Origin of the sequence: Formosa undariae, assembly GCF_042427615.1 — a bacterium.
Classification (GTDB): domain Bacteria; phylum Bacteroidota; class Bacteroidia; order Flavobacteriales; family Flavobacteriaceae; genus Formosa; species Formosa undariae.
Genome location: NZ_JBHMEZ010000032.1, coordinates 109,085 through 134,832, shown reverse-complemented (window position 1 = coordinate 134,832; position 25,748 = coordinate 109,085). Strand labels below are relative to the sequence as shown.

At 32.1% G+C, this 25,748-nt stretch carries 23 protein-coding genes; 16 read left to right on the top strand and 7 right to left on the bottom strand.

The features are described from left to right. The first annotated feature begins 301 nt into the window (after positions 1–301). From ACFFVB_RS17560 to ACFFVB_RS17540, 5 genes are read left to right on the top strand one after another with little or no spacing between them, the layout of a single operon-like run. The gene (locus ACFFVB_RS17560; RefSeq protein WP_382384530.1) at positions 302–1,750 is read left to right on the top strand and encodes an MBOAT family O-acyltransferase; all 1,449 of its coding nucleotides are present in this window, start codon (positions 302–304) and stop codon (positions 1,748–1,750) included. Next, a complete protein-coding gene (locus ACFFVB_RS17555; RefSeq protein ID WP_382384529.1) occupies positions 1,751–2,659 on the top strand; it encodes a hypothetical protein in 909 nt (302 codons plus the stop codon). Positions 2,660–2,675: 16 nt separating this feature from the next. Next, complete coding sequence (locus ACFFVB_RS17550) at positions 2,676–3,653, top strand: GNAT family N-acetyltransferase (protein ID WP_382384528.1); 978 nt, start codon at positions 2,676–2,678, stop codon at positions 3,651–3,653. Then, positions 3,650–4,750, top strand: a complete 1,101-nt coding sequence (locus tag ACFFVB_RS17545; protein ID WP_382384527.1) for a DegT/DnrJ/EryC1/StrS family aminotransferase — start codon at positions 3,650–3,652, stop codon at positions 4,748–4,750. Before ACFFVB_RS17550 ends, ACFFVB_RS17545 begins: the two co-directional genes overlap by 4 nt. After that, on the top strand, positions 4,751–6,106 hold the full coding sequence (locus tag ACFFVB_RS17540) for an O-antigen translocase (RefSeq protein ID WP_382384526.1): 1,356 nt from the start codon (positions 4,751–4,753) through the stop codon (positions 6,104–6,106). Here ACFFVB_RS17540 and ACFFVB_RS17535 read toward each other — a convergent pair. Next, entirely contained in the window at positions 6,103–7,242 is a 1,140-nt protein-coding gene (locus ACFFVB_RS17535; RefSeq protein WP_382384525.1) for a glycosyltransferase, read from the bottom strand. The genes ACFFVB_RS17540 and ACFFVB_RS17535 overlap by 4 nt on opposite strands. 33 nt (positions 7,243–7,275) lie before the next feature. On the opposite strand from ACFFVB_RS17535, the gene ACFFVB_RS17530 reads away from it, so the two are divergent. Both ACFFVB_RS17530 and ACFFVB_RS17525 read left to right on the top strand, forming a co-directional pair. Next, positions 7,276–8,379, top strand: a complete 1,104-nt coding sequence (locus tag ACFFVB_RS17530; protein WP_382384524.1) for a glycosyltransferase — start codon at positions 7,276–7,278, stop codon at positions 8,377–8,379. Further along, positions 8,352–8,786 carry a sugar 3,4-ketoisomerase gene (locus ACFFVB_RS17525; RefSeq protein ID WP_382384523.1) on the top strand — a complete coding sequence of 145 codons (435 nt, stop codon included), beginning with the start codon at positions 8,352–8,354 and terminating at the stop codon, positions 8,784–8,786. Before ACFFVB_RS17530 ends, ACFFVB_RS17525 begins: the two co-directional genes overlap by 28 nt. On the opposite strand, the gene ACFFVB_RS17520 is transcribed toward ACFFVB_RS17525, so the two are convergent. From ACFFVB_RS17520 to ACFFVB_RS17510, 3 genes are all read right to left on the bottom strand, one after another. Further along, on the bottom strand, positions 8,769–9,710 hold the full coding sequence (locus tag ACFFVB_RS17520; RefSeq protein WP_382384522.1) for a glycosyltransferase family 2 protein: 942 nt from the start codon (positions 9,708–9,710) through the stop codon (positions 8,769–8,771). The two genes, ACFFVB_RS17525 and ACFFVB_RS17520, sit on opposite strands and share 18 nt — an antisense overlap. A 3-nt stretch (positions 9,711–9,713) precedes the next feature. After that, on the bottom strand, positions 9,714–10,604 hold the full coding sequence (locus ACFFVB_RS17515; protein ID WP_382384521.1) for a glycosyltransferase family 2 protein: 891 nt from the start codon (positions 10,602–10,604) through the stop codon (positions 9,714–9,716). A gap of 105 nt (positions 10,605–10,709) precedes the next feature. After that, entirely contained in the window at positions 10,710–11,393 is a 684-nt protein-coding gene (locus ACFFVB_RS17510; protein ID WP_382384520.1) for a cell division ATP-binding protein FtsE, read from the bottom strand. A 183-nt stretch (positions 11,394–11,576) separates the two neighbouring features. On the opposite strand from ACFFVB_RS17510, the gene ACFFVB_RS17505 reads away from it, so the two are divergent. From ACFFVB_RS17505 to ACFFVB_RS17495, 3 genes are all read left to right on the top strand, one after another. Further along, complete coding sequence (locus tag ACFFVB_RS17505) at positions 11,577–14,594, top strand: tetratricopeptide repeat protein (protein ID WP_382384519.1); 3,018 nt, start codon at positions 11,577–11,579, stop codon at positions 14,592–14,594. A 30-nt stretch (positions 14,595–14,624) separates the two neighbouring features. Next, positions 14,625–16,334, top strand: a complete 1,710-nt coding sequence (locus ACFFVB_RS17500) for a porin family protein (protein WP_382384518.1) — start codon at positions 14,625–14,627, stop codon at positions 16,332–16,334. A gap of 149 nt (positions 16,335–16,483) precedes the next feature. Next, a complete protein-coding gene (locus ACFFVB_RS17495; protein ID WP_382384517.1) occupies positions 16,484–17,023 on the top strand; it encodes a DUF2059 domain-containing protein in 540 nt (179 codons plus the stop codon). Here ACFFVB_RS17495 and ACFFVB_RS17490 read toward each other — a convergent pair. Beyond that, the gene (locus ACFFVB_RS17490; RefSeq protein WP_382384516.1) at positions 17,013–17,717 is read right to left on the bottom strand and encodes a class I SAM-dependent methyltransferase; all 705 of its coding nucleotides are present in this window, start codon (positions 17,715–17,717) and stop codon (positions 17,013–17,015) included. The two genes, ACFFVB_RS17495 and ACFFVB_RS17490, sit on opposite strands and share 11 nt — an antisense overlap. Before the next feature lie 68 nt (positions 17,718–17,785). Between ACFFVB_RS17490 and ACFFVB_RS17485 the strand changes: the two genes are divergently transcribed. Together ACFFVB_RS17485 and ACFFVB_RS17480 are read left to right on the top strand one after the other, a co-directional pair. Continuing rightward, the gene (locus ACFFVB_RS17485) at positions 17,786–18,277 is read left to right on the top strand and encodes a YkgJ family cysteine cluster protein (protein ID WP_382384515.1); all 492 of its coding nucleotides are present in this window, start codon (positions 17,786–17,788) and stop codon (positions 18,275–18,277) included. A gap of 3 nt (positions 18,278–18,280) precedes the next feature. Then, positions 18,281–19,180 carry a hypothetical protein gene (locus ACFFVB_RS17480; protein ID WP_382384514.1) on the top strand — a complete coding sequence of 300 codons (900 nt, stop codon included), beginning with the start codon at positions 18,281–18,283 and terminating at the stop codon, positions 19,178–19,180. An 85-nt stretch (positions 19,181–19,265) separates the two neighbouring features. On the opposite strand, the gene ACFFVB_RS17475 is transcribed toward ACFFVB_RS17480, so the two are convergent. Continuing rightward, positions 19,266–20,489 carry an exo-beta-N-acetylmuramidase NamZ family protein gene (locus ACFFVB_RS17475; RefSeq protein WP_382384513.1) on the bottom strand — a complete coding sequence of 408 codons (1,224 nt, stop codon included), beginning with the start codon at positions 20,487–20,489 and terminating at the stop codon, positions 19,266–19,268. Positions 20,490–20,498: 9 nt separating this feature from the next. Here ACFFVB_RS17475 and ACFFVB_RS17470 point away from each other — a divergent pair, with 9 nt between their 5' ends. Next, the gene (locus ACFFVB_RS17470) at positions 20,499–21,734 is read left to right on the top strand and encodes an ABC transporter permease (protein ID WP_382384512.1); all 1,236 of its coding nucleotides are present in this window, start codon (positions 20,499–20,501) and stop codon (positions 21,732–21,734) included. A 264-nt stretch (positions 21,735–21,998) separates the two neighbouring features. On the opposite strand, the gene ACFFVB_RS17465 is transcribed toward ACFFVB_RS17470, so the two are convergent. After that, positions 21,999–22,394 carry a DUF2721 domain-containing protein gene (locus ACFFVB_RS17465; protein WP_382384511.1) on the bottom strand — a complete coding sequence of 132 codons (396 nt, stop codon included), beginning with the start codon at positions 22,392–22,394 and terminating at the stop codon, positions 21,999–22,001. 94 nt (positions 22,395–22,488) lie between these two features. On the opposite strand from ACFFVB_RS17465, the gene ACFFVB_RS17460 reads away from it, so the two are divergent. The 3 genes from ACFFVB_RS17460 (at position 22,489) to ACFFVB_RS17450 (ending at position 25,740) form a co-directional block, all read left to right on the top strand. Continuing rightward, on the top strand, positions 22,489–23,763 hold the full coding sequence (locus ACFFVB_RS17460; protein WP_382384510.1) for a DUF2851 family protein: 1,275 nt from the start codon (positions 22,489–22,491) through the stop codon (positions 23,761–23,763). Between the two features lie 12 nt (positions 23,764–23,775). Beyond that, positions 23,776–24,003 carry a PspC domain-containing protein gene (locus tag ACFFVB_RS17455; RefSeq protein ID WP_382384509.1) on the top strand — a complete coding sequence of 76 codons (228 nt, stop codon included), beginning with the start codon at positions 23,776–23,778 and terminating at the stop codon, positions 24,001–24,003. 114 nt (positions 24,004–24,117) lie between these two features. After that, positions 24,118–25,740: an alanine/glycine:cation symporter family protein gene (locus tag ACFFVB_RS17450; RefSeq protein WP_382384508.1), complete on the top strand. Its 1,623-nt coding sequence runs from the start codon at positions 24,118–24,120 to the stop codon at positions 25,738–25,740. The last annotated feature ends 8 nt before the right edge of the window (positions 25,741–25,748 follow it).

Genomic DNA, 25,748 nt, shown 5'->3' with positions numbered 1-25,748 from the left:
GTAAAGATATAGGAAAAGAGAAAATAGGAATGTAAAATATAATATTTGTTACTTTATTTTACGTTTTAAATCTTTAAAGATTTTAACCAGCTATTTTTTTAGAGAAATGATTTGATCTGAATCTAGAAGTTTCTCATCCATTTCTATTAAAGGAATTGCTCGCTTAAATAAAGCGAAACTCGATGCTAATTTTTTATATTCGTTGTTTAATTATAGATTCACAAATTATAAGGTCCTAGCTTTATTTTATTTTTAAGTTTTCTACTGAAAACGAGAGTGAAATATTGACGAATATTATTTTATGTTATTCAACTCCATAGATTTCGCAGTGTTTTTACCAATAGTTTTTATACTCTATTGGTTTGTTTGCAATACTAAATTGGGTGTTCAGAATATACTTATTGTTCTTGCTAGTTATTTTTTTTATGCTTGGTGGGATTGGCGTTTTCTTTCTTTGATTTTTTTTAGTACTACAGTCGATTATTGTATAGGCTTGGCGCTCTCCAAACAAGAAGATATATTTAAAAGAAAAGTATGGCTATGGACAAGTGTTTGTATTAACCTTGGATTACTGGGAGTCTTTAAATATTACAATTTCTTTCTAGAAAATTTTATTCAAGCCTTTTCTCTATTTGGAGGAGACTTACGCTATAACGCTTTAAATATTATTCTTCCTGTGGGAATCAGTTTTTATACATTCCAAACGTTAAGTTATACTATCGATATTTATAGAAAGCAATTAGAACCGACTAAAAATTTTGTGAGTTTTATGGCTTTTGTTAGTTTCTTTCCGCAGTTGGTTGCAGGACCAATAGAGCGCGCTAGAGATTTATTACCTCAGTTTGAAGTGAGACGTAAATTCGATTTCGATAAAGTTGTAGACGGATTAAAACAAGTGCTTTGGGGACTGTTTAAAAAAATGGTAATCGCCGATAACTGTGCCATTTTTGTAGATGAGTTTTTTGGAAATCACGAAGCCTATTCGGGAAGTACCTTGTTAATTGGTGCTTTTTTCTTCACCATTCAAATTTATTGTGACTTTTCAGGATATTCTGATATTGCTATTGGAGTATCTAGATTATTCGGTTTCAATCTATCTAAGAATTTCGCATTTCCATATTTTTCCAGAAATATTGGCGAGTTTTGGAGACGGTGGCACATTTCGTTAACCACATGGTTTAGAGATTATTTTTATATCCCTATAGGCGGAAGCCGTGGCTCTAAGCTATTCCAAATTAGAAACACTATTTTAATCTTTTTAGTGATCGGATTGTGGCACGGGGCTGCTTGGAAATTTATAGTGTATGGACTTATAAATGCATTACACTTTTTACCGTTAATAATTTGGGGAAGAAAGAACACTGACAAAAAAGAAGTTGAATCACATGGTCTATTACCAAGTTCAAGTGAATTATTCGGAATTTTAAAAACGTTTACCTTTTTAGTATTAGTCCGTGTGTTTTTTAGAGCAGACGATTTGCAAACCGCAGTAAGTTATCTTACCGAAATATTCTCAACCTCGTTGTTCTCAATACCAGAATTCGTAAATCGTACAGGAGCCATAATTGTTTTTCTAGGGATTATAATTTTTATGAGTATCGAATGGCTTGGGAAAACACACGAATATGCGATCGAGAAATTAGGACTTACTTGGAAACGCCAATATAGATGGGGATTTTATTATATACTTGTATTCTGTATTTTTTACTTTTATGCCAAACCACAACAGTTTATCTATTTCCAATTCTAAATGAAAAAATTCCTTAACCTTTTTCTGCTTTTCTGTTTGCCCGTTTTGGTGGTAGGTTGCGTTATGGAATTTGCATTACGACAAATTCCGAATGCATATCAGGTGAAATCGGATTATTTAGAAACACATCGTGGTCGTATAAAAACGCTGCTATTAGGAAGTTCACATATTTTATATGGCGTTAATCCCGAATATTTAACTGAAGAAGCATTAAATTATGGTCATGTATCGCAAACTATAGATATAGATTACGATATATTACATCGGTATATAAGCGATTTGGAGGCTTTAGAAACGGTTGTTTTAAGATTATCATATACAACGCTTTTTGAGCAATTAAAGGAAGGAGACGAAAAGTGGAGGATTAAAGATTACACATTGTATACCGATATAAGTTTAGATTCAAAAATAAAGGACCATTTCGAAATATTGAGTGTCAAACTAAAGTATAATTTAGAGCGGATTTATAAGTATTACATTTTAAATGAAGCTGTAGAACATGTAAATAAATGGGGTTGGGCATCTCAAGAAAGAGAACAAACTCCAGAAAATATTGAAGCAGTTAGTATGCGTGTTGCGAAAAAACACACGGCGCCTTCTGATGTGTTTTACAGCGAGAATTATAAAATACTAGAAAATATTATAAAAGAATGTACTGAAAAAGGCATAAAGGTCGTTCTTGTTACTATGCCAGCATATAAAGATTATATTCAGCACTTAGATGCATTACAATTAGAAAAGACAATAAACGCAGGTATGCGTATGGATTTGGAATATAGTAATTGTACGTATTTAAATTATTTGAATGATAATCGTTTTGGAAGGTCCGATTTCTTAGACGCCGACCATTTGAATACGCAAGGGGCAGAAAAATTTTCGAAAATAATAGATGGTATACTTAGACAATAAACCGTATTTTTAATTAATGAACCAACTTAAAGTAGAACGTTACGCTAAACATCATTTTAACCTTTGGAATACTTTTGTTTCTAAGGCTAAAAATAGTACCTTTTTATTTCATCGTGATTTTATGGAATATCATGAAGATCGTTTTGAAGATTTTTCATTACTGGTTTTTAAAAATGATAAACTTATTGCCGTTCTACCTGCTAACAAAAAGGATGATGTTATATATTCCCATCAAGGTTTAACTTATGGAGGATTGATTTTTGATTCTAATCTGAAGTTTCAAGTCGTCTTAGATATTTTTAAATCGGTTTTAGAGTGGCTATCATCTATAGGTGTTTCAACTTTAAATATTAAAATGCTACCTTCATTTTATTCTGCAGTACCTAACGACGAAATGTTATATTTAATGTTTTTGTTGAAAGCAGACTTATATCGTCGGGATTCACTTTCTGTAATCAATTTAAATGCTCCCATACCATTTTCTAAAAATAGATTAGAAGGGTGTAAGCGTGCAAAAAAACATGAGTTAGTTATTAAAGAAGACCATTCTTGTGCTACTTTTTGGAATCTCATTTTAATTCCGAATTTAATTGAAAAGCATGAGGCTTCTCCTGTGCATTGCTTAGAGGAAATCACGTTACTTAAGGCTAAATTCCCTGAAAATATTCGTCAATTTAATGTTTATCATAAAGGGGAAATAGTTGCTGGAACCACGGTTTTTGTAACAGAAACTGTTGTTCATTCCCAATATATTTCTGGAAATTCCTCAAAAAACATCCTAGGAAGTTTAGATGCCTTACATGAACATCTAATCAACACCGTTTTTAAAGATAAATTTTATTTTGATTTTGGAACGTCAAACGAAAATGATGGAAAAAACATAAACAAAGGTCTACAATATTGGAAAGAAGGTTTTGGAGCTCGTACAAGTATTCAAGATTTTTATAAATTAGAGACAAAGAATTTTAATACCTTAGAAGGTGTTTTTATATGATTAAATTTTTAGACTTACATAAAATTAATGCTCGTTTTGAAAAGGCATTTCAATTAAAATTTCAAGAATTCTTAAATTCAGGACACTATATATTAGGGCAAGGTGTTGCTAAGTTCGAAACCGAATTTGCAACTTTTTGTGGCACGACACATTGTATTGGTGTCGGGAATGGTTTAGATGCCATTACACTAATTTTTAAATCGTATATCGCCTTAGGGAAATTAAAAAAAGGTGACGAAGTTTTAGTGCCGGCAAATACCTTTATCGCTAGTGTTTTAGGGGTCATCCAAGCGGGGCTGATTCCTGTTTTTGTAGAACCCGATATTAATACATATAATATATCTGTTTCAGAATTAAAGCAGAAAATTTCATCTAAAACGAAAGCGGTTTTAGTGGTTCATCTATACGGTCAATTAGCAAATATGGATGCGATCAAAAAGTTGGCAACTCAGAACAATTTATTAATTATAGAAGACGCAGCCCAGGCTCATGGGGCTCGTTATTATGATGGTAGAAAATCAGGTAATTTAGGAGATGCTGCAGCTTTTAGTTTTTATCCGAGCAAAAATTTAGGTGCGTTAGGAGATGGAGGTGCAGTGACTACAAACGATGCTGTCTTAGCAGAAATGATAATGAAGTTTAGAAACTATGGTACTTCGTCTAAATATGTAAATGATTTTTTAGGTTGTAATTCCCGTTTAGACGAAATTCAAGCACATTTTTTAAGTGTTAAATTGAGACAGTTAGATGCAGATAATGTGTACCGACAAAAAATTGCAAATCGCTATCTCTCAAAGCTCAAGAATCACAAAATAGTACTACCTTTAGAAACGGATTTGAAATCTCATGTTTTTCATCTTTTTGTAGTTCGGGTAGACCATAGAGAACATTTTATCAGTTTTACTAAGAAGCATAATATTGAAATTTTAATCCATTATCCAATTCCTCCCCATAGACAAAGAGCATTAAGTAGTTTCAGTGCTTTAGAACTGCCAATTACAGAGCGTATTCATGATACTGTTGTGAGTTTACCTATTAGCCCTGTAATGGACGATCAAGAAGTAGATTATATAATAAATGTATTAAACGGGTATTAATTGAAGAAAATAAAAAATTATATAAATAATAATGTTCTAATTAAGGTCGCTTCTTTAAATTCAGCTTCAGTACTGACTAAAGTTCTAACTGGATTTTTAACCTCTAAAGCCATCGCTATATATATTGGTCCCGAAGGTTTAGCGTTAATTGGAAATTTAAGAAACCTAGTCAGTTCTGCGCATTCTTTTTCTATTTTAGGGATGTATAGCGGTATTATAAAGTATATATCTGAGTTTAAAAATGATACTGTACAACTTAGTAAAACGATATCTACAGCGTTTTATCTCGGATTTATTTCAACCACAATCATTTCTTTTTTCTGTTATTTTAATGCAGAATATATAAACACACTCGTTTTTCCTACTTACAATGATTATGCTTACGTTATTCGGATATTGGCCATAGCGTTGCCTTTTTATTCCATGAATATGTTTGCGTTTTCTATAATGAATGGGTTTTCAAAGTTTAAAATGATACTCATTATTAATATTATAGGACAGGTATTAGGAGCGTGTATCACCCTTATTTTGATCTATCAGAATAGAATCGATGGTGCTTTAATTTCTATTGTAATCTCCGAATCTTTTGTCTTCTTAATCACAGTGGTAGGTGTTATTAATCAGCGTAGTTTACTTCCGTTGGTGCGATCTAGTCGAGTTAGTTTTACATTCGTAAAGCGGTTAAGTACGTATTCTACAATGGCCTTATTTTCTGCTATTGTATTACCAATTGTTGCTATTTCTATTCGGTCCTATATTATTGATAATGTAGGGTATAAGGATGCTGGTTTCTGGGAGGCAATGATTAGGATTTCAAAATATTATTTAATGTTTGTCAGTTCCTTAATGGGGCTTTATATTCTACCTCGATTTTCTGAAATTGATAATATTAAAGAGTTTAGAGAGGAAGTATTTGGATTCTATAAAACCATTATTCCCGTATTTGGATTGGGCTTGTTTGTTATCTATTTACTTAGACGTTTTATTGTTGCCATTATTTTTACTGAAGAATTTAAGCCCGTAGAAGATTTGTTTTTATGGCAACTTTTAGGCGATTTTGTAAAAGTGCTTTCTATTGTTATTTCGTATCAGTTTTTAGCGAAAAAAATGTTTTGGCATTATATTATTACTGAAGCATTTTCTGTAATCATATTGTATTTAACGAGTGTATATTTTATCGATTTATACGGTGTTAAAGGAGCGACTATAGCTCACTTTGTTACTTATGTTATGTATTATGGTATTATTTTATTAATTTTTAGTACATCCTTATTCGGAGTGTTACCTGAAGATGAAATTCTTAATGGAGATAATAATAAGGACGAGGTTAAGAATATTAAAGAAAAAGAAGATTAATTTTTAGTCCATAAGTCTAAATATAGCTTTGCCGAGTCCATATAATTATGTTTGTCTACAATAAAACGATGTGCATTTTTAGAAATAGATTCAATTTTATCAGGATTCAAAATAAGCCATTCTAGTGTGTTTACTAAATAATTTACGTCTGGTAATGCATTTATTGCAACAGTGTTTTTGCTTAGTGAATAATAATCTAACCACTCTTGCTCTGCTCCTGTAAAGACAACTTTTCCTTTAGCCATAGCTTCCAGAGCATTAAAACCTTGATCGTAAGCATAAACCTGATCTAATACAATATGTGCTTTGTTAAAAGCTTCAATATATTCGATATAAGGAAGATCTGTAACGGTAATTATTTCAACTTTATCTTTATATGTTTTCTGAATCTCATCTAAAGCTTCAGCAAAGAAATTGTTTCCTTTCTTATAATATTTGGAAGCATTTATACCATGAAAAATTACGATCTTATCTGAAATATTTATAGGGACATAATCTAATTTATCTGTGTTTATTGGGTTAGGGACAAGGCCTAAATATTTAGGATTATGTTCTAAAGGAATGTGATAGTCTAAGTCTGAGGCAATAACCCCTTTAATGTTTTTATAAATGTAGTTATGTAAGTTTTTATAGTGTTCTGTGGTGAATTTTAAAGCATAATAAAACGATTTTTCAGATTCTCTACCTTCAAACCAAGGATTTAAAATAGAGTATCTAAATTGCTTTTCCATGGCATAACGTATGCTGATGTAATCGGTACCACACGACATTAAAAACACATTTTTATTGTTGGCGAAAATAAATTCTAATAGTTTTATTTCAACCTTTGGTATCGTTTTGAAGGCATTTTCATTAATAAGTTGAACAACATCGTAACCTACAAGTTGCTCTTTTATAGCCTCCACTTGTTTCTGAATATGTAACGAAACTAGATCAATTTTAAAGAGTTTGTGGATTATACGTTTAAAGTATTTAGAAAACCCAGATTGATAGTCTAGATCGAGTTTTATATCTACTGGATAATTTTTAAAATAATCGCTAAAACCAATAATTGTAACGGTATGACCAAGTTTTTCTAAACCTTCTTTTAAAGAATTATGAAGTCGGCTATATTCTCCAATTAATAAGATTTTCATTTAGTATATTTGAAAGGTGTAAACGTATTTAAAGTGCAAAGTAACAATAAAAAGATTTGTATTGTAGCATCGTCTTTGGGAAAAGGTGGTGCAGAACGCTCGACAGCGCAATTGTCTAAAATGTTGCATAGTTTAGGTCACGATGTGCATATTGTTATCGTATTAGATCATGTTGATTTTGAATACAAAGGAACACTTTTAAATTTAGGAGCTTTAAAGAATGCAGATGATACACTAGTAGGACGATTAAAGCGGTTTAAATATTTTAAAAACTATTTAAAAAGGCACCAGTTTGATCTGATTATAGACGGGAGATCTCGAGTACAGGCCTATCGGGAATTTTTGATTTCTAAATGGATATATTCTGGAATACCTGTAGTTTATGTATTACATTGTTATAAGATTGAAAAAGCGTTTACGCCATATAAATGGTTGAATACTTATTTGTATAAAACCGAAAAAATGGTTGCAGTTTCTAAATTAGCAACCTCACATTTTAGAAAAGAATTAGATTTGGTTAACGTAGAAACCATTTATAATGGTTTCGATTTTCAGGAGATTATCGAGATGGCAAAATCTGAGATTTCAGATATTCCTAAGTATGAAAAATATATTGTTTTCTTTGGAAGAATTCATGATGAACCTAAAAATCTAAAACTATTATTGGATGCATATAAGGAATCTAAGCTGCCTAAAGCAGACATTAAGCTATTATTGATAGGTGATGGTCCAGATTTAGAAGTCATTCAAAATTATGTTTCGAAATTAGAATTGAATTCACATGTTGTTTTTAAAGGGTTTACCAAAAATCCGTATCCATATGTGAAACATGCCCACTTTTCAATGTTAACTAGTAGGCATGAAGGGTTTCCTATGGTAATTCCAGAAACATTAGGTTTAGGTACGCCAATGATTTCAGTAAATTGTAAATCGGGACCAAACGAAGTAATCACATCTGGTTATAATGGAGTTTTAGTAGAAAACTATGATGTAAAGGCAATATCTCAGGCGATGAATAGTTTTATAAATGATGAAACTTTATACCAAACCTGTAAATCGAATGCAAAAGAAAGTGTGCAACGATTTTCGGTTAAAAACATAACAAACGATTGGAAAAAACTACTAGACAAAATGTAACATCAACTGTGAATGATTTACATCGTATTGAAATCCCAAAAATAAAAGAACCTCGCGGGAACTTAGCGGTGATTGAAAAGGATTGTATTCCTTTTGAAATTAAACGCGTATATTATTTGTACGATGTACCAAGTGATGCTTCTCGTGGAGGTCATGCCCATAAATCGTTATATCAGTTTTTAATTCCTTTAAGTGGAAGCTTCGATATTCGTGTAAAAGATGGTGAAAACGAGCGATTAATTACTTTAAATAAGCCAGATATAGGATTGTTAATTGTTCCTGGAATTTGGCGTGAAATTGAAAATTTTTCTTCGGGATCGGTCTGCTTAGTATTAGCTTCAGCAGAATTTAATGAGGATGATTATATTCGAAATTTCGAAGATTATAAACTATTTAAAAGCTGTTAGGTAGATATTGTTTTTTAAAAGTTTAAACTGAACTTTTTTTAGAAAGCGTAATAAAAATGCAGGGGAGTGTAATAGTAACCTCTGTTTGATATTTAAGTTTTTAAAATTTAAGTCAGATTTTAACTTATTGTAATTATCAAAATCTCCATTTTGTTTTCTTTGTATGGCTGTCGAAAATCGGTTTGAATCTAAATATCTTTTTAAACTTTTATTATCTGTTTCATAAGACTTAAACGTTTCAAAAATTTGAAGCCTATCTATACGGCTTTCAGAATAAGATAAGTGATTTTCTACATCGGTGATAACCTTGGTCGCTGTTGGTTTTTTAGAAAATACGACTTGTTTTTGTAAAGCAATCCGAATCCAAAGTTCTGTATCTTGGCCTGAACGCATATTTTCATTAAAAGGGCCAATGGCTTCGAGAGTAGATTTAGGAATCATTACTGCAGAAGTCCAAGCAATATTATCTATCATTGAGGCTTCAAAAAAATTGGAAATTACGCCAGAATATTCTTCAGGAATAGTATTGTATGTCGCTTTAAATCGTGGTTTATTAAAATATTGCTTGTAATATCCTGTAGCGAATAATCCGGTATTCGGATAAGCTTCAGATAATTGAAATAAGGTTTCTAAATGATTTTCTTCCCAATAATCGTCTGCGTCTAAAAATACGATATGTTCGGTAGAGGTTTTACGAACTCCAAAATTTCGTGCAAAACTAACACCTTGATTTTCTATGGTATAAATGTTTAGTCTAGTATCCGAAATTGTATTTATAACGTCAAGGCTGTGGTCTGTAGAACCATCATTAACAATAATAATTTCAAAATCTTTAAAGTTCTGATTGATTACAGAATCGATCGTGTTTTTTATATGATTTTGCTTATTGTATAGCGGTATTACGACGGAAAAAAAAGCGTTCATAAATTAAGAATTTTGGTCTACATAACACATATAAGAAATGCGATAAAATTGCAATAGATTTATCGAAGGAGTTTTACCACATAAATTATGTTCCATTTGTTTATTAAAGGCATTGTAAAATTTAGAAAGGATAAAATTTAATCTATTTTTCTTTAGAAACATAAAAAGGGATAATAGATCGTTATTATGTGTCTTCATTTTATCCTGTTTTACAAGTAATAAGAGAGTGCAGACTGCCGATTTTAATTTATTTAAATACACTTCATTTTTTTCTAAACCAAGATGAAATACAGGATTATTTATGTGTAAAACTTTAATTTTATTGTTTTTTAGTAAAGCACCAAAATAATTATCTAAACCATATACCTTGTGTTGTATAAGTGAATTTAATGTTTTGAAAATTGATTTTTTTATTAAAAAATTTCCAGATATTATAATTTTATACGGATTTGTGTTCCTAATGGAAGCATCGACTTCTTCCTTGGTTTTGCCGTATTCCCATCTTAATATATAATGACTTGAAGGTTTGCTTTTATGATAAGAAAATCCGCCAAAAACAGCTTCGTTTTCAGGATTAATAGCGGTTATGTATTCAGAGATAAAGGTACTACTAGCAGGGATTGTATCTGCGTCTAAGAATAGCAACCAGTCATATTTAGAAGATTCACAGAGCAGTTGTCGTGTTTTTGTGCGTCCGTTATTTGCTGTAGATTTTATAAATGAAGTAAACTCAAGAGATTCAATCTGACTGTTCTTTGAAATGAATGCTGTTTCTGAAGCATCGTCTAAGCAAATAATTTCAAAGACATAGTTAGCTAACGTAAGTTGCCTATGCAAGTTTTGCACTAAAGCGACAACATTATAATTATATATAGGAATTAATACAGATAACATGCAGTGAAAGGTGGTCTAGAATTGAATGTATAACGGTATTTTAGAGAAAAAAGTGTAAAAGAAAGTTTAATTGTAATGGATTAAACAATTTTAAAAGAAGTGAATCTAACTTTTTCGTTGTACCACTTCGTAAAGTTGGTTGTCGTCACATTTTAAGGTCTTACTCGGGTATTTAAGCAATAAAGCATAATCGTGAGTCGCCATTAAAATAGTATTTCCATTTTTATTTATGTCTTGAAGAACCTTCATAACTTCAATACTTGTTTGCGGATCAAGATTTCCAGTAGGTTCGTCGGCAAGTATAAGTTCGGGGTCGTTTAATAATGCACGGGCAATGGCCACACGTTGTTGTTCTCCTCCAGAAAGTTCGTGAGGGAATTTAAAACCTTTTGTTTTCATACCTACTTTTTCTAAGACTTCATCGATGCGCGTTTGCATTTCAGATTTGTTTTTCCAACCTGTCGCTTTAAGTACAAAGCGTAAATTTTCAATAATATTACGATCGACTAAAAGTTTAAAATCTTGAAAAACTACTCCCAATTTTCGTCTTAAATATGGGATTTCTTTTTCCTTTAATGTACGTAGGTTAAAGTCAACAATACTACCTTCACCTTCAGTAAGGGCTAGGTCGCCATAAAGTGTCTTCATAAAACTACTTTTTCCTGTTCCTGTCTTTCCTATTAAATAGACAAAATCACCTTTGTAAACTTCAACGTTAACATTAGAGAGTACGAGACTATCGCCTTGAGAAATGGAAGCATCTTTTAAATAAAGAACAGTTTGTGGCATAAGAATTGTAGATTTTTTGTGTGTTGTAAATGTATCATTTTATAATAACTTTTAAAACATAGCAGGATTGCTTTTTTTAAAGAATATTTGAAGTTTTATTTTTTTAATACATAATTATAACGCTAAAATTTCGTTATAGAATTTAGATTAAATTATCTTTGATTTAATTAAAACTTAAGGTTAATGATTAGGAGTAAAATTTTATTATTTTTATTAGCTATTGTGATGAGTGGCCAGATGCTGGCACAACAATCCGCAATTTATACAAACGACCAAGCAGAATATTTTAAAGCACTATCCTTATACAATAATAAGCAATATTTAGCGGCTCAGGATATGTTTACTGATATCCAAAGGAAGTCTACAGAGCAAGTGATACAATCGGAATGTGCTTATTACATTGCGAATATTGCGGTGCGCCTAAACCAAATTAAAGCAGACAATCTTGTAGAACAATTTGTTACGGATTATCCTACAAGTCCGAAAAGAAATTCTGCATATATGGATGTGGCTGACTTTTATTTTAAAAGTGGAAAATACGCACATGCTAAAAAATGGTATGATCGCGTAGATGAACGATCGTTAACCGCTTTTGAACACGATAGATATAATTTTAATAAAGGATATACGGCCTTTATTACTAAGAATTATGGAAATGCAAAGACGTATTTAGCTAAGGTCGAAAACTCTAAAACGTACGGGGCACAAGCCAAGTATTATATTGGGTATATGGCCTATCAAAGTGATGATGCTGGTCAAGCTAATCAGTATTTCGATCAGGTGAAAGATCAGTCGAAATACAAAGAGAAAATGACTTATTATAAAGCCGATTTAAATTTTAAATTGGGAAAATTTGAAGAAGCAATCGCTTTGGCTAAGGAACAAATTCCATATAGTAGTCGAGACGAAGAATCTGAACTGAATAAAATTGTTGGGGAGAGTTATTTCAACTTAGGGAATTACGACGAGGCGATACCGTATTTAACACTATATACTGGTAAAAGAGGAAAATGGAGTAACACAGATTACTATCAGTTAGGGTATGCGTATTATAAGCAAAGTGATTACGACAGAGCCATTTCTGAATTTAATAAAATTATAAGCGGAAATAATAGTGTCGCTCAAAATGCATATTATCATTTGGGAGAAAGCTATATCCAATTAGGTAAAAAAACGGAAGCTTTAAATGCGTTTAGAAATGCATCTCAGATGGATTACGTGGTTAAAATCCAAGAAGATGCCTGGTATAACTATGCGAAAATTAGTTATGAAATAGGAAATCCATATGAATCCGTTCCTACAGTGTTGTCAGCGTATATTGCTAAATATCCAGAAAGCCCACATCGCGCTAATGCTGAAAGCTTATTAGTAGATTCTTATATTACCTCTAAAAACTATAAAGAGGCATTAAAAATATTAGAAAGTAAAAAAGATGCAACGAGTAAAGAAGCTTATCAAAAAGTTTCATTTTATAGAGGTTTAGAGTTGGTAGAAGAAGAAAAGTATACCGAAGCATTAACTTTTTTCGATCTTTCATTAAAGGAACTAATTAATACAGAATACACAGCACGCGCCAATTTTTGGAAGGGAGAATGTAATTATAACTTAAATAATTATGCCGAAGCGGTTATAGATTTTAAGTCTTTTAATCTCTTTTCTGGAACACATACGGAAGAGCATGAGGTTGTAGATTACAGTTTAGGCTACGCTTATTTTAAGCAAAAAGATTATAATCAAGCAACCGATTATTTTAGCACATTTACTAAAAATTACAGCGGAGATCAAGTAAAACTGAACGATGCCTATTTACGTTTGGCCGATGGTTATTTTGTATCAAGTAATTACGAAGCAGCTATTAAAGCTTATGATTCGGCAATTAAATTAAGTGAAATAGAAACAGACTATGCGGCATTTCAAAAAGCGATTAGTTATGGTTATATTGGTAATTCCAAGACAAAAGTTTCAGAATTAGAACGTTTTATAGATGCTTATCCAAAATCTAAATTAAGAGACGATGCGATGTACGAGTTGGGAAATGCGTATACCAAATCAAATCAAAATGATAGAGCGGTGGCCATGTATAATACCTTGAGTTCAGAATATAGAATGAGTTCTTTAACTCCTAAAGCTATGCTTCGGGAAGGGTTAATTTTTTACAATGATAATAAGAACCAAAAGGCATTAGAGCGATTTAAATTGGTAGCAACAGATTATCCAAGCACTCCAGAAGCCATTCAAGCGGTATCTACAGCGCGTTTAATTTATATTGATTTAGGAGAAGTTGATGCGTATGCAACTTGGGTGAAAACTTTAGATTACGTAAAAGTCACAGATGCCGATTTGGATAATTCGACTTATCAATCTGCAGAAAAGAGATATTTAGATAATGATGTCGATGATGCAATAAAACAATTTAACGGATATCTAAATAAGTTTAAGCCAGGTTTACATACTAACCAAGCACACTTCTATTTAGCACAATTATATTATCAAAAAGGGCTAAGTGTAAATGCTACGCCTCACTATAAAAGTGTTGTAGATGCGCCACGTAGCGAGTTTACTGAAGAAGCCTTAGTGCGATTGTCTCAAAGTTATCTTGATGGGAAAAATTGGTTAGACGCACTTCCTGTACTACAGCGATTAGAGACCGAAGCTACGTTTCCTCAAAATGTAGTATTTGCGCAATCAAATTTAATGAAGGCTAACTATCAATTAAGTAAATACAATAGTGCTGTAAGTTATGCCGAGAAAGTATTGGCTAACAAATCTATAGATAATAAAATTAAAAGTGATGCTCATATTATTATAGCAAGATCGGCTTTTAATACCAACGATTTAGATCGTGCCAAAGTGGCTTACGAAGAAGTGAGTAAAGTCGCTACGGGAGAAACTGCGGCAGAAGCCTTATACTATAGTGCTTATTTTAAAAATCAGGATCGCTATTATGAAGAATCGAATGCACTAGTACAACGTTTAGCAAAAGATTATTCGAGCTACAAATATTTTAGTGCGAAGGGACTAGTTGTAATGGCTAATAATTATAAGGAACTAGGCGATGCCTTTCAAGCGACTTATATTTTAGAAAGCGTTATTGAAAACTTTCAGACTTATAAAGATGTTGTTTCAGAGGCAAATAAGCAGCTAAAAACCATTAAGCAAGAGCAAGCTAAAACCAATTCGTCAGTACAAACTCAAGACTAAATTAAAACCGTAAAAACACCTACTTATATTATGTATAAGCAATTTCAATATATATTAACATTAGTCGTAATTATTTGTAGTTCGACTTTTATGTTTTCTCAAGAAAAGGATACCATACAGACCGATGTTATTAATGTCGTTAAGCCATATACTCCTACGATTTCTGATGCGTTTAAAGTGAAAACAAAACCAACGTTAGATGATAATTCGACGACAGAAAAGAAGCCCATTGATTATGAAATTCTTTCAGTACCTGTAGCATCTACATTTATTCCTACAAAAGGGACGGCGGCAACAGTGGAAAAAGAAAAACCAGAACGTTTTTACGATAGCTATATTAATTTAGGCTTAGGGTCTTACGGTAATTTAATTTCAGAATTATACGTTGCTAAAGAGTTTAATCGCATTGGTATTTTTGGAGCAAAGATTGCTTACGATAAATCGAATGGTGGAATTGAAGACGTAAAATTGGATAATGGATTTTTAGATTTTAAAGGAGATTTCGAATATATTAATAGACAAAGAGACAAGACCTGGAGTATTATGGGAGGACTGGAAAGGCAGCAATACAATTGGTATGGTACCGAAAATGCGAATCTTAAAAATATAGATGTTGCTCACGATTATTTTGACTTATATCTAGCAGGGGAAGTTGCTTACGACTACACTTATGTGAAATCTGCAAGCGTAATCTTAAGACGTTTTTACGATGATTTTGAATCTCAAGAATCTCATCTTAAATTCACAGGAAAGGTAGATTTACCTGTTTTAGATGAAGAAATTACAACAGATGTAAGATTTGAATATTTTTCTGGACATGCAGGAACTTCATATGATTCAGAGCAATTACCTGAATATGGGAATTTATTAATGGGAGTCTCTCCAAAGTATCAAATAAATCGTGAAGATTTTACATTAAATATTGGAGCTTCAATGTATTATATGATTGGAACAAATAATACAGAGAGTAACTTTTATGTGTATCCAAATATAACAGGAACGTTTAGAATTGTAGATGAAGCTGTAATTGCTTACGGTGGATTTACTGGTGATATTATACAAAATACATATCGAGATTTTGTTAAAATCAATCCGTATTTATCACCCTCTACCAATGTAAAACCTACAGATAATAATTACAATGCATATGTGGGTATGTTAGGGAAATTTACAAACGAAATAGGCTATAATGTAAAGGTGGGATATACTTCTGAAGATGATAAATCCTTATTTAGAAAAAATGGAATTTCTAATAATAGTGGTGAAAAGTTTAGCTACGGAAATTCATTCACTGTAGTTTACGACAATATTAAAACCATCCAGGCTTTAGCCGAAGTGAATGTAAATATGAATAAGAATTTGAAAGTAGGGTTTAGAGCCGAGTATAATAACTACAACACAGAGTTAGAAGCGGAGGCATGGAATTTACCAAATATAAAAGCTTCTGTTTTTGGAGATTATGTGTCTGATCAAAAATGGTTTGCAGGGGCAAATATTTTTTATGTAGGAAAACGTAACGATCAAAAAATAAGTGGTTTTGATCCAAATATTACCTCAGAAACTATTGATGTTGACGGGTATTTAGATTTAAACCTAAATGGAGGGTATAATGTAACTAATTCATTTACTGTTTTCTTAAAACTGAATAATATCACAGCGCAAAATTATGAACGTTGGAATAATTACGATGTTCAAGGCTTTCAAGTGTTAGGAGGAGCGATTTTTAAATTCGATTTCTAAAACCAATATCATTTAATTTAAAAAGCATCTTTAGGGATGCTTTTTTTTGTGCTTTATTATATTTCAATTTGTGGGCTTGTAAAAAGATATATTGTTTTATTTAGTATATTTAATGTGTTAAATACCAAATCTCATCATAATTCATATTTATGAAATCTATTTTATTTTTGTCTGTAGGCTTATTTTTTAGTGTTAGTGTTAGTGTTTTATCGCAATCTGCGGACTATTCAGATCAGGCAATGCAATGCCTTAAAAGTAATGGAACATCTGCGTATTATGAAACTGTTTTCGAAACCTGTTTTAAGCAAATACAAGAGCAATATTATAAACTCGATATCCCTGCAGATACTTGGACGACCTTAAAGACTGAAAAGCCCGAAGCGATGCAAAGGGTTAGCCAGAAGTTGGTAACTGCATATTCCGATTTTTTTACCATTGAAGATATTCAGAATATGAATGATTTATATGGGTCTCCTACAGGGCAGACTATGATTAAAAATCCGAATGGCTTAACTAAAAAAGATAAGAAAGTAATCGATAAATTTTATAAAACGTCCACAGGAAAAAAGATTGTTAGTTCGCAATCAGAGATGAATGAGAAGATGCAAGTGATTTCAGATTTTTGGTGTGGCGATATTTATAAACAGGTAAACGAAAAATTAGAAGCTCAGGGGTATTCTATTCGCTAATAGTTAGTTTTGCAAGATAATCGAAATGATCGCCATCTTGTACATTCTCACAGTTTAAACCTACAGTAATACAGGCTGCCTTTAAGGTTACAAAATCTAAATATAACCAGGTTAAAGGTGTCTCTTTTTGGCCTTTGTAACTTAAATAATAATCGAGTTCACCGTAATAATTGGCATTGGTGTCTATCCATAAACCGCCATCTTCATCTTCGTACATATATTGAATGTCTGAAGAATCAATTAAAATTTGCCCATTTGTTTTTAATAGTGATTTTAAATGAGTCAAGTATTTGGTAACGTAACTTAACTTTTCAAATATTCCTGTCCCATTCATCAGTAATAGAATCGTATCAAAATGTTCCGTTTCATCTAAAAGTGATGCCGTATACGCATGATTTACACCACGAGTTTTACATACAGAAATCGCGCCTTCAGAAATATCTATAGATCTTACAGCTAACCCTTTGTTTTGGAGATATAAACTATGTCCGCCAGCACCACAACCAACATCTAAAATGTAACCTTTCGCTAGTTCTAAGGCCATTTGTTCCAACTTAGTCATATCTTCATAGTCCCGAAACAAATAGGGAAGAGGTAAGGTGTCTTCTTCACTAATGTTTGTAGACGTTATTATATCTTCAGTATAATTGTTGTTTTGGTAATCTAAAAGTGCTTGTCCGAAAAGATCTTTCATAATAAATTGTATGGATTTTCTTAGTGGTCTAAAAATGGATTTATTTAATTAAATTGTATTTTTGCCACATGCAAGACATTTTAAAAAATCTGCCTCAAGAGGCCAAAGATAAGCATAACGAGAATACTAACTTTTTTAAAAAATTAAAAAAGAAACCGCCTAAGCAATTAGATTACATTATGCAGGAATTGCATGATGCCGAATTTAAGCGTACAGATTGTTTAACGTGTGCAAATTGCTGTAAAACGACAGGACCGTTGTTTACAGATAAAGATGTTGAACGTATTTCGAAGCATTTTAAAATGAAACCGCAACGCTTTATCGAACAATTTTTAAGAGTAGATGAAGAGCATGATTATGTGCTACAAAGTGTTCCATGTACATTTTTAGGAGCCGATAATTACTGCTCCATTTATGATGTTAGACCAAAAGCATGTCGAGAATTTCCGCATACGGATAGAAAAAAATTCCAGCAAATTTCTAATCTTACATTAAAAAATGTTTCTATTTGTCCTGCAGCTTTTAATATTGTAGAAGAGATGAAAAAACGAATCCAATAAATTATGAAAAGAGTACTATTCTTTATATCCTTTTGTTTTTTTATAAGTACAAGTTTCGCACAAGAGTGGCTAACGAGTTTAGACGTTGGCGAACGATTGGCTCTAGTTCAAAATAAACTCCTTGTTGTAGTCTGGGAAAACTCCTACTACGACGGTGCTTCTGCGTATGTAAATACGAGCGATGGAAAACGTGTGTTTATAGAAGAGATGTACGAGAGTCCAGAAATAGATAGTTTGTTATGGGCACATTTTGTTCCTGTAGTATTAAGTGAAAATGAATACCCGAGACTGTACGATGAAATTAAAAAGACAAGATCGATGGGGTATATCGATAAATTTCATGATGAAAGTTTAAAGGTTATGGATTCTAATGGTAATATTATAAATACCACACAAGACATGCAACTTTTAAACCTTTCTGAGTTTATTCTTAAATACAGCATGGATACGTCTTTTTTGAATTCTAAAATGCTAAATTATAAGAGTGAGAAGAACTTTTATTCTGCATTTTACCTCGCCTCTTCATATATGGATTTTGCCTTTTTCGCAAATAATGATGTAAGACCGGAATTAGTCGATTTATCTGCTATATATCTTGATGAAGCTTCCGAGTTTTTAAAAGATGATAAATCAGATAATAAACCCATGTTAGAACAGCGTGTGGATTTGTTAGAGATTCAGAAAGAACTTCTCCTTCAAGATCCTAAAAAAGTACTTAGGAAATTAAAACGGATTAAGGTTTCTGAAGTAGCAAAACAGAATCTAAATTTGCGTGCTTTTTTATATTATTCGGCTTATAAAATGTTACAAGACGAAGAGAACGCTTCTGTTTGGCAATCTGAAGTTTCGCTCTTAGATCTAAAGAAAATTAATAATATAGTAAGTCCAACAACAGAAGATTAATCTTTCAAAGTGTTAATTTTACCATTAAGGATTAGTTATAATACTTATTTTTAAGCACCGGCGATTGTCAACCAGAAGCATGCTATTAATTATAAAGCATATACTTCTTACTCATTTTCTTATAGGCATCTAATCCTGTTTTCCAAGACTGTTTAATTTCAGTGACACTTAAATTACCTTCAATTTGTTTCTGTAGTTTTTTAGACCCTGCCAATTTTGTGAAAAATGAATTAAAAAACTCCGTTTTGTTACTTGTAGCATGATAGGCCTTAATAATATAAGCTAAGTTAATCTGATTCAGTTGTTTTTCATTTGTCAAATCTACGCCATAACATAATTTCTCTTTATGTTTTGGATGTTTAGCACCTTTATTAGATTTAGGGGTGTATTTGTATTCCTGATTTTTTAAAAATGGAGAGCCATAAACTTGAAACTGAGTAGTTGTTCCGCGACCAGCATTTACATTAGTCCCTTCAAAAAAGCATAGACTTGGATATAAATTTATAGACTGATCGTTTGGTAAATTTGGTGATGGTTTTATAGGTAGATGGTATAATTTATCATGCGTATAATGTTCCATTTCTATCACCGTTAATTCACAAGTCACACCATTTTCTAACCACTGTTGCCCATTTATCATTTGTGCATATTCACCAATAGTCATACCATGAACAATTGGTACAGGGTGCATGCCTACAAAGCTTTTGTATTCCATTTCCAAAATAGGACCGTCAATATAACGTCCGTTTGGATTGGGACGATCTAATATTAAAATCGGGATATTGTTTTCGGCACACGCTTCCATAACATAATGCAAAGTCGAGATGTACGTGTAAAAACGTGCTCCGACATCTTGTATATCGAAAATTAACAGGTCGATGTTTTTAAGTTGCTCTGCTGTTGGTTTTTTGTTAGCACCGTAAAGTGACACTATAGGCAATTTTGTTTTGGTATCGATACCGTCTTTTACCACTTCACCTGCATCTGCTGTACCTCGAAAACCATGTTCAGGAGAAAACACTTTGGTAACATTTACATCTAATTGTAAAAGTGAATCTACAACGTGAGTATATGTACTATCTGCTTTAAAAATAACAGATGTTTGGTTGGCTACAATTCCAATAGCTTTTCCTTTTAATATAGGAAGGTACTCTCGGGTTCTGTTTGCACCTACAACTATGGTGCTATCGTTTTGTGTAACGGAAAGTTCTTGTTTTAACTTTTCTGTTGATGGTTTTGCAAGACAACCAAAAGAAATCATGATGAAAACAAATAATAAAACTGTATTTTTGAGGACATTTAAACGCATACCATTAATTTGAATTACGAATTTTTTTTAGCCAAACGCATTATAGGTAGTAGGGCGTATAAAAGTAGTGTTTCGGCGCCAATAATAAAAATTGGAATCGCTGCAATTGCTGTAGGTATAATTGTCATGATGATTGCCATTGCAACCGGAATAGGATTGCAGCAAAAGATTAGAGATAAGGTTATTGCGTTTAATGGGCATATAACTATTTCTAATTTTGATAGTAATAATTCTCAGGAAAGTATAGTCCCTATTTCTACCCAACAAGAATTCTACCCGGAATTTAAGTCTATAGCCGGCATAAATCACATTCAAGGTGTAGCTACTAAGTTTGGTGTTATTCGAACTGCAACAGATTTTGAGGGCATTATTGTAAAAGGTGTTGGTAAAGATTTTTCTTGGGATTATTTTAAAGATTTTTTAATTGAAGGGCGTCTGCCAGATTACACTCAAGATAGAAATGAGGATGTCTTAATGTCTCAGTTTATCGCAAATAAAATGGGATTTAAATTAGGAGATGCTTTTAATACCTATTTTATTAAAGACGATACTAATAAGCCTCCAAATATAATTACATACACAATTGTTGGAATTTATAACTCCGGTTTTCAGGAGTTCGATGCGTCATATGTTATAGGTGATATTAAACACATTCAGCGATTAAATAAATGGGACGATACCCAAATAGGAAATTTTGAATTGTTTATAGACGATTTCGACCAAGTCAAAGAAATTGGTATGGAAGTGTATAAAAGCACGCCGCCAACATTAAATACCCAAACGATTGTAGAAAAATTCTACTCTATTTTCGAATGGATTAAGATTTTTGATAATAATATTTATGCCATTATCGGAATCATGATTTTGGTTGCAGGTATTAATATGATTACAGCTTTATTGGTCCTTATTTTAGAGCGCACGCAAATGATAGGTGTTTTAAAAGCTTTAGGGAGTAACAATTGGAGTATTAGAAAATTATTCCTATTTAATGCGTCTTACTTAATTATTCTGGGATTATTTTGGGGTAATGTTATCGGTTTGGGATTGCTATTTGCTCAAAAATATTTAAAACTCTTCCCGTTAGATCCTAGTATTTATTATGTAACCGAAGCACCGGTATACATTAATATAAATTATATCATCGCGCTAAATGTAGGTACTTTTGTGTTATGCCTAATTATGCTTCTAGTACCGTCTTATATTATTACTAAAATATCTCCAGTACGAGCCATGCGTTTTGAGTAAGGGTTTAGTTTAAAGTTAAGTTTTTATGATTTAGAATTGCAAGGTTTCAAATCTTCAAAGTTTTTTGTTCCTGAAATTCCGAAATGGACGTCAAACTGAATTTAGTTCAGGTTCTCATAAGAGTGTGTTGTGATTGGCGCTTTAAGTCTGTTAGTTTCAAATCTTAAAAATTATTGAGTAGTATCTTCAAATGAATACATCTTCAAATTTTCAAATCAATTATTACATTGCTACATTAAAAAATTGCTACATTATTAAATTAAACTAACTATTCTCAATATCGCTAATATGGTGTTCTAATGCTTTTACAGAAATTTGTATTTCCATTATGAGTAATCCTAAGGACACAATTAATAAAATTAAAGCTATTCCAAATATCCAAACGGCTATGGTTTGTTGATTGATGTAGATTAAAAACATCGTGAGAACGCAAAACAATAAACTCGTAATACCTGCGATTTGCATAGCGCGAGTCAGGTAAAGTCGCTTTTTTATATTCTTAATTTGTTTAATATAGCGGTCGTCCGGGTTTTGTAAATATTTGGCATGTAAATCTCTTACTACAGCAGCATATGCTAAAAAACGGTTCGTATACGCCAACATGATTAATGATATTGCAGAGAATAATAGAGCAGGAGTATTTAAGGAGAGTTCGTTCATTGTCTAATTTTTGCGTAAATTTAAGAAGTTAGTTCGTCTTTAACAGGTTCTTAAAGAGAATTCGAAGGTTTAAGTTGAAATTATACATCTATATATGCAAGAAGATTTTCTACATTATTTATGGAAATATAAGAAATTTGATGTCGGTGCTTTGGAAACTGTCAAAGGAGAGACTATTCAATTAATTCAAGTCGGGCAACATAATTTTAATTCTGGACCAGATTTTTTTAATGCACAACTTAATATAGATCATCAGCTTTGGGCTGGAAATGTAGAGATTCATGTGAAGTCTTCAGATTGGTATGTTCATAATCATGAAATAGATCCGGCTTACGATAATGTGATACTTCATGTGGTTTGGGAGCATGATGTCGATATTTTTAGAAAGGATAATTCAGAGATTCCTACTTTAGAATTAAAAGAGATTGTTTCAAAGACCACTTTAAATGGCTATCAGCAATTGTTTTCTAAATCTCAAAAATGGATAAATTGCGAACATGATTTTATTTCTGTAGACGATTTTATACTTCAGAATTGGTTGGAACGTTTGTTTTTTGAACGTTTAGAACGAAAATCGAGTGATATAGAAAAACTTTTAGACGCTTCTAAAAAGGATTGGGAAGCTGTGCTTTTTAAATTATTAGCAAAGAATTTTGGTTTGAAGGTAAATGGAGATGCATTTTTTAGCCTAGCCTCTTCAATAGATTTTTCAATTATTAGAAAAATTCAAACCAAAGGGCAGTTGCTCGAATCTGTATTGTTAGGACAAAGTGGTGTTTTGGAGACGACTGTAGAAGATGAATATTATATTCAATTACAGAAAGACTATCTGTTTTTAAAGCAAAAATTTGGTTTAAGTCAGCAGCATGTTACCGCTCCACAGTTTTTTAGATTGCGACCTCCAAATTTTCCAACAATAAGATTGTCTCAATTGGCCCAGGTTTATGTTAATAATCAAAATTTATTTTCAAAAATTATTGAAGCAAAAACAGCCCAAGACTATTACGATTTGTTTACAGTAATGACCTCAGAATATTGGGAAACGCATTATACATTTAAGAAATCTACTAAAAAATCGAACAAGACTACAACTCATAATTTTATCGATCTCTTAATTATTAACACAATTATTCCTGTAAAATTTAGCTATTCTAAAATTTCAGGTAAAAATTATAATGAAGATTTAATTCCGTTAATAAACGAGCTAAAACCAGAACAAAATTCTATCGTTAAAAAGTTTGAAAGTTTAAAACCAATTTCAAAATCTGCTTTGCAAACTCAAGGTCTAATTCAGTTAAAAAATGAATACTGTAATTATAAAAAATGCTTGCAATGTGCCGTGGGGAATACCATTTTAAACCGATTTTAGCTATATTGCAGCATGAAATTTTTTTATAAGATTTTACTATACTTTCAAAAACGTGGTTTTTATGTTTGCCAGCGTATCGCAGACCGGATTGGTTTAAGGGCAAAAGTAGTAAGAACATCATTTATTTATCTCACGTTTGTAACCGTTGGATTTGGTTTTGCTTTATATTTATTTCTGGCTTTTTGGATGCGTATTAAGGATATGCTCTATACGAAGCGCACATCGGTGTTTGATTTGTAATTTAACACTAATATCATTTTAACAAGTTTCTCTTTAAAAAATAAAATTTTTTTAGCAACTTGTGGGACTTTAATGGGTTCCCCACCCCAATATTAACTAACATTAAAAACAATTATGAAGAAGTATCTTCTTTCCATTTTTACAATTACCTTACCTATTTTAACATTTGCACAGCAAACAACATCAGAAAAAATTGATGTTATTTTTAAGGATTACACTGGCTGGTTTGTTGATGCTATATTTTATGAAATTCCATTTTCTGAAAGTTTTCAAATACCTTGGGTCTTAATTGTATTAATGGGTGGAGCGATTTACTTTACAATTTACTTTAGGTTTATAAATTTTACTGGTTTTAAATTGGCGCTAGACGTTGTTCAGGATAAATATCACGACATTGAAAAGCATGGAGCCGAAACTTTATACGGAGATGTAACGCCTAATGAAGACGAAAATATAATTGAAACCTTAAGAGACGATAGTGCAGAAGGAGAAGTATCCCATTTTCAGGCATTAACTGCAGCCTTATCTGCAACGGTAGGTTTAGGGAATATTGCAGGAGTTGCCGTAGCTTTATCTATTGGTGGTCCAGGTGCAACATTCTGGATGATTTTAGCGGGTTTATTAGGTATGGCTTCTAAATTTGCAGAATGTACTTTAGGTGTTAAATATCGTGATGTTGGAGAAGATGGAACCGTTTACGGAGGTCCGATGTATTACCTTAAAAAAGGTTTAGCCGAAAAAGGCTTTGGTGGATTAGGAAAAGTACTAGCTGTTCTTTTTGCCATATTTGTTATTGGTGGTTCTTTTGGTGGAGGAAACATGTTTCAAGCCAATCAAGCTGCTGCACAATTTGTGAAATTAGCAGGTATTGAAGGTTCTAATGGAGGTTTATATTTTGGTTTAGTAATGGCTGCAATTGTTGCTGTTGTAATTATTGGTGGTATTAAACGTATCGCTTCGGTAACAGAAAAAATTGTACCATTTATGGCTGGTATTTATGTATTAGCATCTTTAATTATTTTAGGAGCAAATTACACACATATTGGTGATGCATTTATGTTAATTTACGAGGGTGCATTTTCTGGATTAGGTATTGCTGGTGGTTTGGTAGGAGTTATGATACAAGGTATACGTCGTGGAGCATTCTCGAACGAAGCTGGTGTTGGATCTGCTGCAATTGCGCATTCTGCAGTAAGAACTATTTATCCTGCTAGTGAAGGTATTGTGGCGTTATTAGAACCGTTTGTAGATACTGTTGTTATTTGTACAATGACTGCTTTGGTTATAATTATTACAAATTTCGATGGACAGTTTATGGAATACGGTGTTCCTATTTCTGAAGGTGTAGAATTAACAGCTACAGCTTTCGATAGTGTGATACCTCATTTCTCAATCGTATTAACTATTGCTGTAATACTATTTGCTTTTTCAACCATGATCTCATGGTCTTATTACGGAATGCAAGGTTGGGTTTACCTTTTCGGAAAAGGTAAAATTACAGATTTAGTATATAAAGTATTATTTTTATGTTTTGTAGTTGTCGGTGCATCTATTAGTTTAGGAGCAGTTATCGATTTCTCTGATGCTATGATTTTTGCTATGGTGGTGCCAAATATTATTGGTGTAGTTATGCTTACACCTGTTGTTAAGCGTGAATTAAATAAGTATATGAATGCGATTTCTAAAAAGGATGATGCCTTAGAAGAAGGAGCTACCGATTATACGGAACATATGTAACATACATT

Excerpts from the sequence above, each read along its gene's own strand:
- ACFFVB_RS17560 (WP_382384530.1), top strand. The coding sequence starts at position 302 with ATGTTATTCAACTCCATAGATTTCGCAGTGTTTTTACCAATAGTTTTT.
- ACFFVB_RS17555 (WP_382384529.1), top strand. The coding sequence starts at position 1,751 with ATGAAAAAATTCCTTAACCTTTTTCTGCTTTTCTGTTTGCCCGTTTTG.
- ACFFVB_RS17550 (WP_382384528.1), top strand. The coding sequence starts at position 2,676 with ATGAACCAACTTAAAGTAGAACGTTACGCTAAACATCATTTTAACCTT.
- ACFFVB_RS17545 (WP_382384527.1), top strand. The coding sequence starts at position 3,650 with ATGATTAAATTTTTAGACTTACATAAAATTAATGCTCGTTTTGAAAAG.
- ACFFVB_RS17535 (WP_382384525.1), bottom strand. The coding sequence starts at position 7,242 with ATGAAAATCTTATTAATTGGAGAATATAGCCGACTTCATAATTCTTTA.
- ACFFVB_RS17520 (WP_382384522.1), bottom strand. The coding sequence starts at position 9,710 with ATGAACGCTTTTTTTTCCGTCGTAATACCGCTATACAATAAGCAAAAT.
- ACFFVB_RS17515 (WP_382384521.1), bottom strand. The coding sequence starts at position 10,604 with ATGTTATCTGTATTAATTCCTATATATAATTATAATGTTGTCGCTTTA.
- ACFFVB_RS17510 (WP_382384520.1), bottom strand. The coding sequence starts at position 11,393 with ATGCCACAAACTGTTCTTTATTTAAAAGATGCTTCCATTTCTCAAGGC.
- ACFFVB_RS17505 (WP_382384519.1), top strand. The coding sequence starts at position 11,577 with ATGATTAGGAGTAAAATTTTATTATTTTTATTAGCTATTGTGATGAGT.
- ACFFVB_RS17500 (WP_382384518.1), top strand. The coding sequence starts at position 14,625 with ATGTATAAGCAATTTCAATATATATTAACATTAGTCGTAATTATTTGT.
- ACFFVB_RS17495 (WP_382384517.1), top strand. The coding sequence starts at position 16,484 with ATGAAATCTATTTTATTTTTGTCTGTAGGCTTATTTTTTAGTGTTAGT.
- ACFFVB_RS17490 (WP_382384516.1), bottom strand. The coding sequence starts at position 17,717 with ATGAAAGATCTTTTCGGACAAGCACTTTTAGATTACCAAAACAACAAT.
- ACFFVB_RS17485 (WP_382384515.1), top strand. The coding sequence starts at position 17,786 with ATGCAAGACATTTTAAAAAATCTGCCTCAAGAGGCCAAAGATAAGCAT.
- ACFFVB_RS17480 (WP_382384514.1), top strand. The coding sequence starts at position 18,281 with ATGAAAAGAGTACTATTCTTTATATCCTTTTGTTTTTTTATAAGTACA.
- ACFFVB_RS17475 (WP_382384513.1), bottom strand. The coding sequence starts at position 20,489 with ATGCGTTTAAATGTCCTCAAAAATACAGTTTTATTATTTGTTTTCATC.
- ACFFVB_RS17465 (WP_382384511.1), bottom strand. The coding sequence starts at position 22,394 with ATGAACGAACTCTCCTTAAATACTCCTGCTCTATTATTCTCTGCAATA.
- ACFFVB_RS17460 (WP_382384510.1), top strand. The coding sequence starts at position 22,489 with ATGCAAGAAGATTTTCTACATTATTTATGGAAATATAAGAAATTTGAT.
- ACFFVB_RS17455 (WP_382384509.1), top strand. The coding sequence starts at position 23,776 with ATGAAATTTTTTTATAAGATTTTACTATACTTTCAAAAACGTGGTTTT.
- ACFFVB_RS17450 (WP_382384508.1), top strand. The coding sequence starts at position 24,118 with ATGAAGAAGTATCTTCTTTCCATTTTTACAATTACCTTACCTATTTTA.